We start from the raw sequence: 15,535 nt of genomic DNA on the forward strand, positions 1-15,535 counted from the left end.
TCCCCGCAGGCGGAAACGGCCCCCGGCGAGCGCCGGGGGCCGTTCCGTTTCTCCTCCAGGGGCGGGAGGGGGTCAGTGGTAGGAGTGCTCCGCCGCCGGGAAGGCCCCGCCGACGACCTCCTCGGCGTACTCGCGGGCGGCCTGGGAGAGCAGGTCGCCGACCGCGGCGTACTTCTTCACGAACTTGGCGGTGTGCGGGACCAGCCCGGCCATGTCCTGCCAGACCAGCACCTGGGCGTCGGTCCCCGCTCCGGCGCCGATGCCGATGGTCGGGATCGACAGGGAGGCGGTGACCCGCGCGGCCAGGTCCTCGGGCACGCACTCGAGCACCACGGCGAAGGCGCCCGCGGCCTCCAGCGCCTTGGCGTCCTGCAGCAGCTGCTCGCCGGCCTCGCCGCGGCCCTGGACCCGGTAGCCGCCGAAGACGTTGACCGACTGCGGGGTCAGCCCGAGGTGGCCCATGACCGGGATGCCGGCCGCGACCATGGCCTCGGCCTGCGGCAGGACGCGGCGGCCGCCCTCCAGCTTGACCGCGTGCGCCCCGGTCTCCTTCAGGAAGCGGGTGGCGGTGGTCAGGCCCTGCTCCACCGAGGCCTGGTAGGAGCCGAACGGCAGGTCGGCGACGACCAGAGCGCGCTTGGAGCCGCGCACGACGGCGGCGGTGAGGGGGATGAGGTCGTCGACCGTCACCGGGACGGTGGAGTCGTACCCGTAGACGACCATGGCGGCGGAGTCGCCGACGAGCAGCACGGGGATGCCCGCCTCGTCGAAGATCCGCGCGGTGAGCGCGTCGTAGGCGGTGAGCATCGGCCACTTCTCGCCGCGCGCCTTGGCCGCGGCGATGTCGCGTACGGTGATCCGCCGGGTTCCCTGGCCGCCATAGAGCATGGTCGACCGGTCCTGCGTTGTGGACATGCTTGATCTACCTCCAGTCTCGAGGCGCCCCTTCGGCGTACCCGGACGGGATCGATGATCCCACCATCTCAACGGCAGGGGAAGAGGCCCCATTCCCCACTTTTTGTCCGAAAGTGAAGTAGATCTCACCAGGCGGGACCACTCCGGGGAACCGGCTCCGCAACACCCCGAACACGCCCGCGACGGGCGGTCTTGACCGACTAACCACGCACGAAACGCTCCGGTGCTCCATACTTGGCCCCAGGACTTGGAAGGCGGACGGCGGCGGGAGCGGCACACGTGAGAACCGCGATGGCGCGAAGGGCCACGGCGTCCCTTCCGGATTCGGCGTCCAGGACCCTCGTCCTCGGCATCGACGCCGGCGGCGTGATCGTCCAGTCGGGGCGGAACGCGGCGGCGGTGCTGGCCACCGAGCCCGGCGAGCTGCTGGGCACCCCGCTGGCCGCGCTGATCGAGGAGGGCGCCGAGCAGCTCGAGGGCGTCCTGCGGGCGGTCGCCGAGGGGCAGGAGCGCACCGCCGTCTGGCGGATGCGCGGGCCCGGCGAGGCGGTGGTGACCCTCCAGCCGATGGTCGGCGGGGGAGACCTCGCCGCGCTGGTGCACGTCCGGGTCGCGCTGCCCTCGGCCGAGCGCTTCCAGGACCCGGTGCAGGTGCGCCGCGCCCTCTTCGACGACCCGCTCACCCGCTTCGGCGCCAACCTCGACCTCGACCAGTGCGCCCGCGAGCTGGCCGACGTGGTGGTCCCGCACTACTGCAACGTCGCGGCCATCGTGGTTCTGGAGAGCCTGGTCGCCGCCGACGAGTCGCCCGGCGAGGCCGGCGGCTCGGCGGTGCTGCGCCGCATCGCGCTGGCCACCGACAGCCACGACCTGGACTGGGCCTCGACGTTCCCCACCGGCGAGGTGCTGGTCTACCCGCCCGACACCCCCTACCGGGAGTGCCTGGACCGGCGGGAGGCGGTGCACCTGAAGCAGATCACCACCGAGCGGGCCGCCGAGATCGCCGCCTCCTGGCGCCGCGCCCCGGTCGGGGAGCTGCTGGACGACGTCTCGATGGTGATGCTGCCGCTGATCGCCCAGGACTCCCTGCTCGGGATGATGATCTGCACCAGGACCGCGGGCTTCCGCCGGTTCGACGCCTACGACGTCGAGATCGGCATGGAGTTCGCCTCCCGCGCCGCCATCGTCATCGACAACGCCCGCCGGTTCAGCCGGGAGCGCGCCACCGCCCTCACCCTGCAGCGCAGCCTGCTGCCCAACCGGCTGTCGCACCCGTCCTCGGTCGAGGTGCGCCACCGCTACCTGCCCGGCAGCAAGCTGGTCGAGGTCGGCGGCGACTGGTACGAGTCGATCGCGCTGCCCGGCGGCCGGGTCGCGCTGATCGTCGGCGACGTGGCGGGCCACGGCGTCAAGGCCGCGGTCACCATGGGCAGGCTGCGCACCGCGCTGCACACGCTGGCCAACCTCGACTACCCGCCGGCCGACGCCCTGCACATCCTGCACGAGCTGATGACCGAGCTGGGCGAGCAGGAGCCGCACTTCGCCACCTGCGTCTACGGGGTGTACGACGCCACCACCGGGCTGCTGGAGATCGCCTCGGCCGGGCACCTGCCGCCGCTGCTGCTGCGCGCCGACGGCACCACCGAGTACCTCGACCTGCCCGACGCCCCGCCGCTGGGCGTGGTCGGCGGCAACCCCATCGAGAGCCGGGAGTACGCCGTCGAGGACGGCAGCATGTTCGTCATCTACACCGACGGCCTCGTCGAGAGCCGGGGCCGCGACATCGACGACGGCCTGGCCCGGCTGCGCGGCATCTTCGACGCCTCCGCGCTGCAGCGCCCGATGGAGGACCTGGCCAAGGCCTGCCTGGCGGGCGTCTACGACGACCACCACCGCGACGACATCGCGCTGCTCATCGCCCGGCTGCGGCAACTGCCGTCCGGCACCCACGAGTCCTGGACGCTGCCCAACGACCCGGCCGCGGTGCGCCGCGCCCGCGGCCTGGTGCGCGCCCAGCTGGAGGAGTGGGGCCTGGCGGAGCTGTCCTACACCGCCGAGCTCCTGGCGTCCGAGCTGGTCACCAACGCGGTGCGCTACTCGCCCGGCGCGCTGGAGCTGCGGCTGCTGCGCGAGCGCACCCTGGTCATCGAGGTGATGGACCGCTCGGCCGCGCTGCCGCGGCTGCGCCGCGCCGCCGACGACGACGAGGGCGGCCGCGGCCTGCTGGTGGTCAGCGAGTTCGCCCGCCGCTGGGGCACCCGCCGCACAGCCCTGGGCAAGGTCGTCTGGTGCGACCTGCCGATCCCCGGCACCGACCCCGACGGCACGGCCTTCACCGAGGAGTGGCCCGGCCAGAACCACCACACCGACGAGTTCCCCCTGCCCCGGCTGCCCCGCGACTGAGCGAGACTCAGGGCCGCCGGTCGTTCAGCACGACGGTGCCGGCCATCTTGTCGTGCCAGGCCTGGCGCCTGGGCTGGTCCCACAGCGGTGAGAAGTCGTTCAGCAGGCTGATCAGGCCGATCAACGGCAGCATGCCCACGAAGGTGAAGCCCGCCGGGTAGAGGGCCGCGCGGGCGAAGGCCTTCCCTCCGGCCAACGGGAGGTGGGGGGCGTCGGCGGACGCCACCCGCAGGTGCATGAGGCGCTTGCCCAGGGTCCGCGACCACAGCGCGTGCTGGACGCCGTCGTAGAGGAAGTAGCCGCCGAAGACGATCAGGAAAAAGGCCGCGACGACCAGGTGCACCATGGCCTCCTGCGTGGCGGGATCCTGCCTCCGGAAGGCCAGCACGATCGGGACGACCAGGCATACGGACAGGGAGACGGAGGCGGCGATGTCGATGGTCCTGGCCAGGAACCGCTTGCCGAGATGGGCCACGGCGAAGTATCCCGGCGGCGCGTCCGGCGGCCCCCAGGGCGGTTCGGCGTAGCGGTGCAGGTCGTACGGACCGTACGGGCCGGCGGCCGGGCGGTGAACGGCCGGGCGGTGGGCGGGCGGGGAGTACCTCTCGGGAGAGGGGTATCGGCCGGGCTGCCCGTACGGGTCGTCCGGGGGGAGGAAGGTCGGCTGGAGCTGACCGGCAGGGGACTGCCCTGCGGGGTCGCCCTGCCATTCGGGCGGGGTGGTCAAGGGGGGTTCCGTCCGTTCGGAGGGTGGTGCGGCCTGATCGTACTCAGGCCGCATCCTCCGGAACAGACAGGCGGTCAGTGCTTTTCGCGCCAGCGGGACGTGATGGGCAGGCGGCGGTCGCGGCCGAAGTTCTTGGCGGTGATCTTCGGGCCCGGCGGGTACTGGCGCCGCTTGTACTCGGCGCGGTCGACCAGCAGGATGACGCGCTCGACCAGGGCCGGGTCGTGGCCGGCCGCGACCAGCTCGTCGTGGCCCAGGTCGCGTTCGACGTAGTCGTCCAGCAGGCGGTCGAGCTGGTCGTAGGGCGGCAGGGAGTCGGTGTCGCGCTGGTCGGGGCGCAGCTCGGCCGACGGCTCCTTGTCGATGATCGCCACCGGGATCGGCTCGGGGCCGAGCGCGGCCAGGAACGGGCCGGGCCCGGCCTGGGTGTTGCGCCAGCGCGACACCTCCCACACCAGGGTCTTGGTGAGGTCCTTGATGGGGGCGAAGCCGCCGGCGCTGTCGCCGTAGAGGGTGGAGTACCCGACGGCGAGCTCGCTCTTGTTGCCGGTGGTCAGCACCAGGTGGCCGTGCTGGTTGGACAGGCCCATCAGGATGTTGCCGCGGACGCGGGCCTGGAGGTTCTCGGCGGCCAGGCCGGTCAGCTCCAGCTCCCGCTCGTAGGAGTCGACCAGGTCGCGGATCGGCACCGTGCGGGCGTTCAGGCCCTGGCGCTTGACCAGCTCCTCGGAGTCGGTCACCGAGTGGCCGCTGGAGTAGCGCGAGGGCATGAGCACCACGTGGACCTTCTCGGGGCCCAGCGCGTCGGCGGCGATGGTCGCCACCAGCGCCGAGTCGATGCCGCCGGACAGGCCGAGGATCACCGAGCCGAAGCCGTTCTTGCGCACGTAGTCGCGCACGCCGGTGACCAGGGCGCCGTAGATCTCGGCGGCGTCCGCGAGCGGCTCGGCGAGCGGCGCTGCCTCGGCGGGGCCGTCCCGGCGGGGCCCGTCGGAGACGAGGCGGCGCTCGACGGTGATCACGGTGCCGTCCCCGGCGTCCAGCGGGAAGGAGCCCTCGCCGCGGGCGGGGTCGGCCTCGGGCAGGTCGAGGTCGGCGATCAGGAGGTCCTCGGCGAACTGCGGCGCGCGGGCCAGCAGCTCCCCGGACGCGTCGACGATCAGGGAGTCGCCCTCGAAGACCAGCTCGTCCTGGCCGCCGACCATGTTGACGTAGGCCAGCGTGCAGCCGGCCTCGCGGGCGCGCCGGGCGCACAGCTCCAGCCGCTGGTCGTCCTTGCTGCGCTCGTAGGGCGAGCCGTTGATCACCAGCAGCAGCCCGGCGCGGGCCTTGGCGGTGGCGCTGACGGGCCCGCCGTCCTGCCAGAGGTCCTCGCAGATGGCCGAGGCGACGTCCACCCCGGCGATCCGCACGACCGGCAGCCGGTCGCCCGGCACGAAGTAGCGGAACTCGTCGAAGACCCCGTAGTTGGGCAGGTGGTGCTTGGCCGAGCGCAGCAGCACCTCGCCGCGGTGCAGCCAGGCCAGCGAGTTCTCGGGAGCGCCCGCGGGCTGCCCCGCGGCCGCGGCCTCCCGGCGGTCGAGGTAGCCGACGACCACCGGCAGCCCGCCCAGCCCCTCGGCGGCGAGCCGCGCGGCCAGGTCGGTCAGGGCGGCGCGGGAGGCGGCGACGAACGAGCCGCGCAGCGCCAGGTCCTCCACCGGGTAGCCGGTCAGCACCATCTCGGGGAAGGCCGCCAGATCGGCGCCCGCCGCCAGCGCGCGCCGCGCGCCTTCGACGACGAGCCCGGCGTTCCCTGCGAGATCGCCGACGGTGGGATTGACCTGGGCGAGAGCGATGCGTAGACGGGCCATGCGAACAGCCTAGATCAGAGCCCGCGGATCGATCCGGGCGAGGAGAGTGGCCTGGACCACTCTCCGTCGCCTCAGGATCAGAGCACCTCGATGTAGCGCTTGCGCTCGTATTCGGTCACCTGGCGGCGGTAGTCCTCCCACTCCGCGCGCTTGTTGCGCAGGAAGAAGTCGAACACGTGCTCGCCCAGGACGTCCGCGAGCAGCTCCGAGCGCTCCATGGTGCGGATCGCCTCGTCCAGCGACTGCGGCAGCGGCTGGATGCCCAGCACCCGGCGCTCGGCCGGGGTCAGCGCCCACACGTCGTCCTCGGCGCCCGGCGGCAGCTCGTAGCCCTCCTCGATGCCCTTCAGGCCGGCGCCCAGGACGGCCGCGAAGGCCAGGTAGGGGTTGCAGGCGCTGTCCAGCGACCGGAACTCGATACGGGTGGAGTGGCCCTTGGTCGGCTTGTACATGGGCACGCGGATCAACGCCGAGCGGTTGTTGTGGCCCCAGCAGACGTACGACGGGGCCTCGCCGCCCTGCCCGGCGTCGTAGCCGGGGCCGCCCCACAGGCGCTTGTAGGAGTTGACCCACTGGTTGCAGACGGCGGTGATCTCCGGCGCGTGCCGCAGCAGGCCCGCGATGAAGGCGCGGCCGGTCTTGGAGAGCTGGTACTCCGCGCCCGGCTCGTAGAACGCGTTGCGGTCGCCCTCGAACAGGGACATGTGGGTGTGCATGCCCGAGCCGGGGTACTCGGTGAACGGCTTGGGCATGAACGAGGCCCACACGCCCTGCTCCAGCGCGACCTCCTTCATGACCAGGCGGAAGGTCATGATGTTGTCGGCCGTGGTCAGCGCGTCGGCGTACCGCAGGTCGATCTCCTGCTGGCCGGGGGCGCCCTCGTGGTGGCTGTACTCCACCGAGATGCCCATCGACTCCAGCATGGTGATCGCGTTGCGGCGGAAGTCGTGCGCCGTGGAGTGCGGCGTGTGGTCGAAGTAGCCGGCCTGGTCGACGGGCTCGGGCGCCGCGCCGTCCTGGGGCAGGCCCTTGAACAGGAAGAACTCCACCTCGGGGTGGGTGTAGAAGGTGAACCCGAGGTCGGCGGCCTTGCCCAGGGTGCGCTTGAGCACGTACCGGGGGTCGGCGAAGGAGGGGGTGCCGTCCGGCATCAGGATGTCGCAGAACATGCGGGCGACACCGGGCGCCTCGGCCCGCCACGGCAGGACCTGGAAGGTGGAGGGGTCCGGCTTGGCCAGCATGTCGGCCTCATGGACCCGGGCGAAGCCCTGGATCGAGGAGCCGTCGAACCCGATGCCCTCGGCGAAGGCGCCCTCCAGTTCGGCGGGGGCGACCGCCACGGACTTCAGGAAGCCCAGGACATCGGTGAACCAGAGCCTGATGAACCGGATGTCCCGCTCTTCGAGGGTCCGGAGCACGAACTCCTGCTGACGGTCCAATGCCATTCTCCTTACGAGCCGGTGAACCGGGGTCTTGGCTGCTCAGCGCCGCCACACCGGGCCTTGCTCCCAGTCTGCACCGCGGGTGTTTCCCCGGCGTTACAAACCTACCCGCCGGGTGCGATCCGCGTAGTGGCCCGTCCAGGGTCGAAGTCCTCGAACGATCCCACAGTTCCGGGATACCTTCATCCAGTGAGCGTTATCTGTGTGCCCTATCACCTCGACGAGCGGCTGCCGGACTTCGAGGCGCCGGTCGAGGCCGACGAGACCATCACGCTGCTGCTCCCCGAGGGCGGGCACTGGCGGCGGATGGCGGTGCTCTACGACACGGTGGCCGACTCGGTGGCGAAACTGGTGGGGGAGGGGGACCGGCCGGTCGTCGTCTCCGGCGACTGCACCACCTCCCTGGCCGTCGTGGCGGGTCTGCAGCGCGCGGGGGTCAGCCCCTCCATCGTCTGGTTCGACGCCCACGGGGACGTGCACACCCCGCAGAGCACCACCTCCGGTTATCTGGGGGGCATGCCGCTGCGGCTGCTGGTGGGCGCCAACCCCGAGGTGATCGCCGACCTGCTCGGCCTGGTGCCGGTGCCCGAGCGGCAGGTCACCCTGGTGGACGCGCGCGACCTGGACCCGCCGGAGGCCGAGTACCTCGCCGCCGCCGAGATCACCCGCTGCCAGGTGGCCGACGTGGACGAGCCGGTCCTGCCGGACGGGCCGATCTACCTGCACGTGGACTTCGACGTGGTCGACGCCGACGAGCTGCCCGGCCTGCTGTACCCCGCGCCGGGAGGGCCCTCCCTCAAGAAGGTGGGCAAGGCGATCCGCCGGGTGCTGGACACCGGCCGGGTCGTGGCGGTGGGCGGCGCCTGCACCTGGGTGCCGGGCCACGGCGCCGCCGCCCGGGTGGAACCCATCATGACCGGACTTTGACCCGCAGGACCCGGGGGCCGCGGCGGCGCTCACCTAACGTGAGCGCATGCTGACCTCCGAGCTGCTGCTGCCGCTGACCTGGCGGGTCCCCTCCCTCGCCGAGCCCTGCGCGGTCCACCGGGACCTGTGGACGATCGGGGAGGAGACCGCCTCCTGGGCCAGGTCCCGGGGGCTGGTGGTCGGCGACGCCGACACCTCGCGGCTGGGCCGCGGCCGGTTCGAGCGATTGGCCTGCCGGGTCTTCCCGGACGTCCCGGCCGAGCGGGCCGCCCTGTTCTCGCGGTGGCTGCTGTGGTTGTTCGCCTTCGACGACCTGCGCGACGAGACCCCGTTCGGCTGCTCGGCGACCGAGGTGGACGCCCTGTACGAGGAGATGGCGCGGGCGGTGCGCCGGGGGACGCCCCGCGCCGGGGCGGGCCCGCTGGAGATCGCGCTGGCCGAGCTGTGGCGGGAGTCGTCGCGGGAGATGGGCGGGGACTGGCGCCGCCGGTTCCGCATCCACCTGGGCTGGCACCGCCAGGGCTGCGCGGACGAGGCGGTGGGCCGCCGCACCAGGACGCCGCCCTGCCTGGCGGACTACCCGCGGCTGCGCCGCCGCACCAACGGCCCGTTCATGCTGGACCTGGCCGAGCCGGTCCTGGGCGTGGAGATCCCCGACGCGGTGGTGCGCACCCGCTCCTGGCAGCGCCTCTTCGACGGCGTCAACGACGTGACCGCCTGGTGCAACGACGTCGCCTCCTACCCGCACGAGAGCGGCCTGGGCAACTCCTTCAACTACGTCGCCCTGGCGGTGCGGGAGCTGGAGTTGGAACCGCTGGCGGCGATCGCCTGGGTCGGCGAGCGCATCGAGGGCGGGCTGGCGCGGATGGCCGAGGCGGCCGAAAGGCTCGTCGAGGAGGCGGCCTGGCGGGAACTGGCCGAGGAGGACCGGGAGCGGGCGGGCCGGGTGGTCCGCGCGCTCCTGTCGGTGCCCCGCGCCCAGCTGGACTGGCTGGTGGAGAGCGGGCGCTACAGTCCCATGCCCGACACGTCGGCGCCTTCACCGCGCCGCCGCGTCGGCGTAGCTTTGAGGTGAGGTCTGTAACGTTCCGGAGACCTTGCCCACCTTGATCCATTCCCAGTGGTCCCTGGACGGTTAGTTTGACAGGTGTGAGTGAACGCCGTACCTCCCTCACCGCAAGGCTCGCGAGGCTGGGTTTCAGCGACGCGTCCGCGGCTGAGAGGGCCCTCTCCACTTCCCCTGTTCCACTCGACGATCCGCTGCTCGACGCCCTGGGCGGGACCGCGGATCCCGACCTGGCCCTGAGCGGACTCCTCCGGCTGGTCGAGGCCGATTCCGCTTTCCCCCGCCGGATGGCGGACGACCCCCTCTTCGCCGGCAGGCTCCTGGCCGTCCTGGGCGTCAGCACGGCCCTGGGCGACCACCTGGCGCGCCACCCCGGGCAGTGGAACGTTCTCACCGGACCGCCCGAAAGGCCTGCTCCAGGGCTGCTGCGCGCCGAACTGCTCGCCGCGGTGGGCGCCGACCCCGCCGACACGCTGCCCGTGGGACTGCCCGACGCGCTGGACGCGCTGCGGACCGCCTACCGGGGCAGGCTGCTGAACCTGGCCGGCCGCGACCTCACCGGCGAGGCGGACGTGCGGGAGGTGGCCGAGGAACTGGCCGTCCTGGCCGACGCCGCGCTGGAGGCGGGGCTGGCCGTCGCCCGCGCCCAGGTCCCCGAGCACGTGCTGTGCCGCCTGGCCGTCATCGGCATGGGCAAGTCCGGCGGGCGCGAGCTCAACTACGTCTCCGACGTGGACGTCATCTTCGTCGCGGAGCCCGCCGAGGGCGCCGAGGACAGGGAGGAGGAGGCGCTGCGCGCGGCCACCAGGCTGGCCTCGGCGATGATGCGGGCGTGTTCGGCCGTCACCCCCGAGGGCTCCCTGTGGGAGGTCGACCCCAACCTCCGCCCGGAGGGCAAGTCGGGCCCGCTGGTGCGCACCCTGGCCAGCCACCGCGCCTACTACGAGCGCTGGGCCAAGACCTGGGAGTTCCAGGCGCTGCTCAAGGCGCGCCCGGTGGCAGGCGACCCGGAGCTGGGGCGGGCCTACCTCGACGCCCTGTCCCCGATGGTGTGGAAGGCCGCGGCGGGGGAGGACTTCGTCGCGGACGTGCAGGCGATGCGCCGCAGGGTCGAGGAGCACCTGAGGGAGCGGCACGGCGAGGTCGAGCGGCAGCTCAAGCTCGGTCCGGGCGGACTGCGCGACGTGGAGTTCGCCGTGCAGCTCCTGCAGATGGTCCACGGCCGGACGGACGCCCAGCTGCACAGCCCCAACACCCTGGACGCCCTGGCCGCGCTGTCGGAGGGCGGGTACGTGGGGCGGGACGACGCCGCCGCGCTGGAGGAGGCGTACCGCTTCCTGCGCCGCACCGAGCACCTCATCCAGCTGCACCACCTGCGCCGCACCCACCTGGTGCCCGCCGACGAGGCGGGGCTGCGCCGGCTGGGCCGGGCGCTGGGGCTGACGGGAGACCCCGCCGAGCGGTTCACCGAGTTGTGGCGCAGGCACGCGCGGGGCGTGCGGCGCATCCACGAGAAGCTCTTCTACCGGCCGCTGCTGCGGGCGGTGGCCAACCTGCCGGGCGAGGAGGCCAGGCTCACCCCGGAGGCGGCGCGGGCCCGGCTGCTGGCGCTGGGCTACAACGACCCGGCCGGGGCGCTGCGCCACATCGAGGCGCTCACCCGCGGAGTGTCGCGGCGGGCGGCGATCCAGCGCACGCTGCTGCCGGTGATGCTCGGCTGGTTCGCCGACGCGCCCGATCCGGACGCGGGGCTGCTGGGATTCCGCCGGGTCAGCGACGCGCTCGGCGCCACTCCCTGGTACCTGCGGCTGCTGCGCGACGACGTGACGGTGGCCGAGCGGATGGCGCGGCTGCTGGCCTCCAGCGCCTACGTCACCGACCTGCTGCTGCGCGCCCCCGACGCGGTGAAGATCCTGGGCGACGACGCCGAGCTCGCCCCCCGCCCCGTGGCGGACCTGCGCGCCGAGATGCTGGCGGTGGTGGGCAGGCACGGCGACCGGGAGAAGGCCGAGCACGCCGTCGCGGCGGTCCGGGCCATCCGGCGGCGGGAGCTGTTCCGCGTCTCGGCCGCAGACCTGCTGGACCTGGCCGACGTGCGGACGGTCAGCGAGGCGCTCAGCGACATCACCGCCGTCACCCTGGAGGCGGCGCTCACCGCGGCCGTCAACAAGGTCGAGACCGAGCGGGGGGAGCCGCTCCCGGCCCGGCTGGCGATCGTGGCGATGGGCCGGTTCGGCGGGCGCGAGATGAACTACGGCAGCGACGCCGACGTCATGTTCGTCTACGAGCCGGTGGAGGGCGCCGAGGACCGCCAGGCGCACCGGGCGGCGCACGCCGTCGTGGAGGAGCTGCGCAGGCTGCTGGCGCTGCCGGCGCCCGAGCCGCCGCTGGGCATCGACCCCAACCTCCGCCCGGAGGGCAAGTCGGGTCCGCTGGTGCGCAGCCTGTCGTCCTACGCCGCCTACTACCGGCGCTGGTCGTCGCCGTGGGAGAGCCAGGCGCTGCTGCGCGCCGACCCCGTCATCGGGGACGCGGGGCTGTGCGCGCGGTTCGCCCAGGTCATCAACCCGATCCGCTGGCCCGAGGGCGGCGTCGGCGAGCAGGAAGTGCAGGACATCCGCCGGCTCAAGGCGCGGATGGAGGCCGAGCGGCTGCCGCGCGGCGTCGACCGCAGGCTGCACCTGAAGCTCGGCCCAGGCGGCCTGTCGGACGTGGAGTGGGTGGCGCAGCTGCTGCAGCTGCGCCACGCGTTCGAGGTGCCCGAACTGCGCACCACCCGCACGCTCGCCGCGCTGGAGGCGGCGGTGGACTACTCGCTGCTGCGGGCCGAGGACGCCCGGACGCTGGTGGCCGCCTGGTGCCTGGCCACCCAGATCCGCGACGCGGTGATGCTGGTGCGCGGCCGGGCGTCGGACCTGCTGCCGACCGACCACCACCGGGAGCGCACGGCGGTCAGCGGGCTGCTGGGCTACTCCGGCAGCGGCGACCTGCTGGAGGACTGGCGCAGGCACGCCCGGCACGCCCGCGAGGTCACCGAGCGCGTCTTCTACGGGACGCGGTGAGCCGACCCGGGCACGGTCTCGAGCCGTGCCCGGGGACGGCCGTCAGCGGCGGGCGGTCACCTTGGTGGGCAGCGAGAGGAAGCCGCGGTTGATGGAGGTGTGCACCCGCTCGGCGGCGGCCTCGTCGATCTCGTAGTCGGCGACGACCGCCGTCAGCTCCTTCAGGGCCAGCCGGGCCTCCAGCCGGGCCAGGTTCGCGCCCAGGCAGTGGTGGCGGCCGTTGCCGAAGGTGAGGTGCTGGCGGGCTTCGCGGTCGAGGTCGAACCGGTCGGGGTCGGAGAAGGCCCGCGGGTCGCGGTTGGCCGCGCCGCTCAGCAGCAGGACCTTGGCGCCGGCGGGGATCGTCACCCCGTGGAGTTCGACGTCCTCGGTGGTGGTGCGGGGCGACGACTGGGAGACCGCGTCGTAGCGCAGGGTCTCCTCGATCCAGTCCTCGATCCGGCCGGCGAAGGCGCGCTGGCGCTCGGCGGGGTGCTTCCACGCGGCGTGCCAGGCGTTGCCCAGCAGCAGCATCGTGGTCTCGCTGCCCGCGCCGATCAGGAGGATCAGGATCCCGATGATCTCCTCGGGGGTGAGCCGGTCCTCGTTCTCGGCGGCCTGGAGCAGCCCCGACAGCAGGTCGTCCTGGGGCCGCTCGGCGCGTTCGGCGGTCAGCTGCGCGTAGTAGCCGATCAGCGCGCCCATGGCGTCGGTCGAGCCCTCGTGCATCTGGCCGTCGCCCTCCTCCGGGGCGTGCATGATGGCGAAGCCGAGGTCGCGGACCTTCGCGCGGTCGGACTCGGGCACGCCGACCAGCTCGGAGATGACGTCGATGGGGAACTTCTGGGCGAAGTCGATCAGGTCGAACTCGTCGCCCTCCAGCAGCGGCTCCAGGTGGGAGCGGGCGATCTCCAGCAGCCGCGGTTCGAGGGCGGCGATGCGGCGGGGGGTGAACGCCTTGTTGACCAGCCCGCGCATCCGGGTGTGCTTCGGCGGGTCCATGGCGATGAAGGAGAAGAACTGCTCGGCCTGGGGGCCCCAGAAGGGCTCCTCGATCCGGATCCCGTTCCTGCTGGAGAAGCGCCGGTCGTCGCGGAACGCCGCCAGGACGTCGGCGTGCCGGGACAGCGCCCAGAACCCGTCCTTCTCGTTGTGGTAGACGGGCGCCTCTTCCCGCAGCCGCGCGTAGAACGGGTACGGGTCCTCGTGGACCGTGAAGTCGAACGGGCTGTAACGCAGCTCCATCGCCGCACCTTTCACGTTGTTTATGGCCACCAAGACGATCATGTCGTGAAAATTTCGGGATGTCAGGGATTCGTGGGGCACAATGAGGTTCCGTGAGCGCTGAACGTGTCCCACGGGGAATCGACCCGACCAGGGCGCACCCCGCGCGCCGGTACAACTACTGGCTCGGCGGCAAGGACAACTTCGCCGTGGACCGGGAGTCGGCCGAGATCCTCGCGTCGGCCTTCCCCACCATCAGGCTCTCCGCGCTGGAGAACCGCAGGTTCCTGCAGCGGGCGGTGCGCTACCTGGCCGCCGAGGCGGGGATCAGGCAGTTCCTCGACATCGGCGCGGGGCTTCCGTCCGCGGGCAACGTGCACGAGATCGCCCAGGGCGTCGCCCCGGAGTCACGGGTGGTCTACGTCGACAACGACCCGATCGTGCTGGTGCACGCCCGCGCGCTGCTGAACAGCTCTCCCGAGGGCGCGACCGCGTACGTGGACGCGGACCTGCGCGAGCCCGAGAAGATCCTGGGCGCCCCCGAACTCGCCGAGACGCTGGACCTGTCGCGGCCGACGGCGCTGATCCTGGTCGCGACCATGCACTTCATCACCGAAGAAGAGGACGCCTACGGGCTGCTGGGCAGGCTGCGCGAGGTCCTCGCCCCCGGCAGCCACATCGTCATGACGCACGCGACCCTCGACTACCTCTCCCCGGAGCGGGGGGCCGAGGTCACCGAGGCCGACAAGAAGAGCGGCGTGACCTTCCAGATGCGGACCACCCGGGAGTTCGCCCGGTTCTTCGAGGGGCTCGACCTCGTCGAACCGGGGATCACCTCCGTCGTCGACTGGCGTCCCGACGTTCCGCCCGAGCAGCGGCCCGCGGTCGAGGACGTCTCGATGCTCTGCGCCGTGGCCCGGGTGCCCTGAGGCGTCGCCCCCGCGACCGTCACACCGGGGCCCGGCCGCCCCGCCGCCTGAGGTGGACCAGCCAGGAGGCGCCGGTCGCCAGCAGGATCACCGCGGCGCCGGCCACCGCGTCCAGGACGTAGTGGTTGGCCGTCGCCATGATGACCAGCACGGTCACCACCGGGTAGAGCACGCCCAGCGTCCGCACCCACCAGGCCCGGCCCAGCAGCGCCAGCGCGATGCCGCACCACAGCGCCCAGCCCGCGTGCATCGACGGCATCGCGGCGTACTGGTTGGACATCGCCGTCGAGGCGCCGGAGGAGTACAGGCCGGGGGTGTCGAAGAAGACGACCGGGTCGACGAAGCCGTGCTCGGGCAGGAACCGCGGCGGCGCCAGCGGGAAGAGCCAGAAGCCGATCAGCGCCAGCCCGGTGGCGGCCATGATGCCGGTGCGCAGCCACGCGTAGTGCAGGGGGCGGCTGCGGTAGAGCCAGGCGACGACGCCGATCGTCACCACGAAGTGGGCGCTGAGGTAGAAGAGGTTGGCGGCCGTGGCCAGCCACTGGTGTTCCAGCAGCATCCGGTTGAGGCCCAGCTCCACGTCCAGGCCCGCGGCCCGCTCCCAGTCCAGGATCCGCAGGGCGTTGCGGAACGCCGCTTGGGGACCGTCGGGGTCGTCGAGGATGACCCGGGTGGCCATGTAGGCGGCGTAGAAGAAGGCGATCAGCAGGAGCTCGCGCCACACGGGCGGCGTGCGGACCGCCGGGATCACCGGCCGGACGTCCGCGCCGCCGCCCGTGACCGGGACTCCCTGGAGTTTGGGGGGAGGTGGGGCGATCTGGAGCATGGATTAACTTTGGCGGAATTTAAGCTTTTTGAGATCACCATGCTGGATGGTCTTCGCCTCAGACTTTCGGCGTAGTCCACCCTCACCCCCGGGTCGGGGACGGCTCAGGGACGCGCGCCGAACGATCCACAGAATCGGGGAAAACGCCAACCGCGGCTGTGCGTGGTCGTACGGTGACTCTG

The 15,535-nt window shown here is 72.6% G+C and carries 11 protein-coding genes; 5 read left to right on the top strand and 6 right to left on the bottom strand.

All coding sequences use genetic code 11. The annotated features are described in order from the left end of the window. Window positions 1-72: 72 nt before the first annotated feature. Window positions 73-915: a 3-methyl-2-oxobutanoate hydroxymethyltransferase gene (panB, locus tag C2865_RS11460; RefSeq protein WP_106398325.1), complete on the bottom strand. Its 843-nt coding sequence runs from the start codon at window positions 913-915 to the stop codon at window positions 73-75. Window positions 916-1,194: 279 nt separating this feature from the next. On the opposite strand from panB, the gene C2865_RS11465 reads away from it, so the two are divergent. Then, window positions 1,195-3,318 (top strand): ATP-binding SpoIIE family protein phosphatase, encoded by a 2,124-nt coding sequence (locus C2865_RS11465; RefSeq protein ID WP_232835523.1) that lies wholly within the window; start codon window positions 1,195-1,197, stop codon window positions 3,316-3,318. Between the two features lie 7 nt (window positions 3,319-3,325). Here C2865_RS11465 and C2865_RS11470 read toward each other — a convergent pair whose 3' ends face one another. From C2865_RS11470 to glnA, 3 genes are all read right to left on the bottom strand, one after another. Further along, the gene (locus C2865_RS11470; RefSeq protein ID WP_106398327.1) at window positions 3,326-4,045 is read right to left on the bottom strand and encodes an RDD family protein; all 720 of its coding nucleotides are present in this window, start codon (window positions 4,043-4,045) and stop codon (window positions 3,326-3,328) included. A gap of 74 nt (window positions 4,046-4,119) precedes the next feature. Further along, window positions 4,120-5,898, bottom strand: a complete 1,779-nt coding sequence (locus C2865_RS11475) for an NAD+ synthase (RefSeq protein WP_106398328.1) — start codon at window positions 5,896-5,898, stop codon at window positions 4,120-4,122. Window positions 5,899-5,975: 77 nt separating this feature from the next. Further along, complete coding sequence (gene glnA / locus C2865_RS11480; protein WP_106398329.1) at window positions 5,976-7,337, bottom strand: type I glutamate--ammonia ligase; 1,362 nt, start codon at window positions 7,335-7,337, stop codon at window positions 5,976-5,978. A 192-nt stretch (window positions 7,338-7,529) separates the two neighbouring features. On the opposite strand from glnA, the gene C2865_RS11485 reads away from it, so the two are divergent. The 3 genes from C2865_RS11485 to C2865_RS11495 all read left to right on the top strand — a co-directional run bounded on the left by C2865_RS11485 (window position 7,530) and on the right by C2865_RS11495 (window position 12,395). Next, entirely contained in the window at window positions 7,530-8,267 is a 738-nt protein-coding gene (locus tag C2865_RS11485) for an arginase family protein (RefSeq protein WP_106398330.1), read from the top strand. Between the two features lie 46 nt (window positions 8,268-8,313). Then, complete coding sequence (locus tag C2865_RS11490) at window positions 8,314-9,342, top strand: terpene synthase family protein (RefSeq protein ID WP_106398331.1); 1,029 nt, start codon at window positions 8,314-8,316, stop codon at window positions 9,340-9,342. Window positions 9,343-9,416: 74 nt separating this feature from the next. Beyond that, window positions 9,417-12,395: a bifunctional [glutamine synthetase] adenylyltransferase/[glutamine synthetase]-adenylyl-L-tyrosine phosphorylase gene (locus C2865_RS11495; RefSeq protein WP_106398332.1), complete on the top strand. Its 2,979-nt coding sequence runs from the start codon at window positions 9,417-9,419 to the stop codon at window positions 12,393-12,395. A gap of 42 nt (window positions 12,396-12,437) precedes the next feature. On the opposite strand, the gene C2865_RS11500 is transcribed toward C2865_RS11495, so the two are convergent. After that, window positions 12,438-13,661 (bottom strand): cytochrome P450, encoded by a 1,224-nt coding sequence (locus C2865_RS11500; RefSeq protein ID WP_232835524.1) that lies wholly within the window; start codon window positions 13,659-13,661, stop codon window positions 12,438-12,440. Window positions 13,662-13,711: 50 nt separating this feature from the next. On the opposite strand from C2865_RS11500, the gene C2865_RS11505 reads away from it, so the two are divergent. Next, a complete protein-coding gene (locus C2865_RS11505) occupies window positions 13,712-14,527 on the top strand; it encodes an SAM-dependent methyltransferase (RefSeq protein WP_106398334.1) in 816 nt (271 codons plus the stop codon). A gap of 19 nt (window positions 14,528-14,546) precedes the next feature. On the opposite strand, the gene C2865_RS11510 is transcribed toward C2865_RS11505, so the two are convergent. Beyond that, on the bottom strand, window positions 14,547-15,353 hold the full coding sequence (locus tag C2865_RS11510) for a phosphatase PAP2 family protein (protein WP_232835525.1): 807 nt from the start codon (window positions 15,351-15,353) through the stop codon (window positions 14,547-14,549). Between the last annotated feature and the right edge of the window lie 182 nt (window positions 15,354-15,535).

This window comes from Actinocorallia populi (assembly GCF_002995495.1).
In the GTDB taxonomy this organism is placed as follows: domain Bacteria; phylum Actinomycetota; class Actinomycetes; order Streptosporangiales; family Streptosporangiaceae; genus Actinocorallia; species Actinocorallia populi.

What these genes read in the sequence shown, in the direction of transcription:
- panB (WP_106398325.1), bottom strand. Translation starts at nt 915, where the DNA reads ATGTCCACAACGCAGGACCGGTCGACCATGCTCTATGGCGGCCAGGGA.
- C2865_RS11475 (WP_106398328.1), bottom strand. Translation starts at nt 5,898, where the DNA reads ATGGCCCGTCTACGCATCGCTCTCGCCCAGGTCAATCCCACCGTCGGC.
- C2865_RS11490 (WP_106398331.1), top strand. Translation starts at nt 8,314, where the DNA reads ATGCTGACCTCCGAGCTGCTGCTGCCGCTGACCTGGCGGGTCCCCTCC.
- C2865_RS11500 (WP_232835524.1), bottom strand. Translation starts at nt 13,661, where the DNA reads ATGATCGTCTTGGTGGCCATAAACAACGTGAAAGGTGCGGCGATGGAG.
- C2865_RS11510 (WP_232835525.1), bottom strand. Translation starts at nt 15,353, where the DNA reads ATGCTCCAGATCGCCCCACCTCCCCCCAAACTCCAGGGAGTCCCGGTC.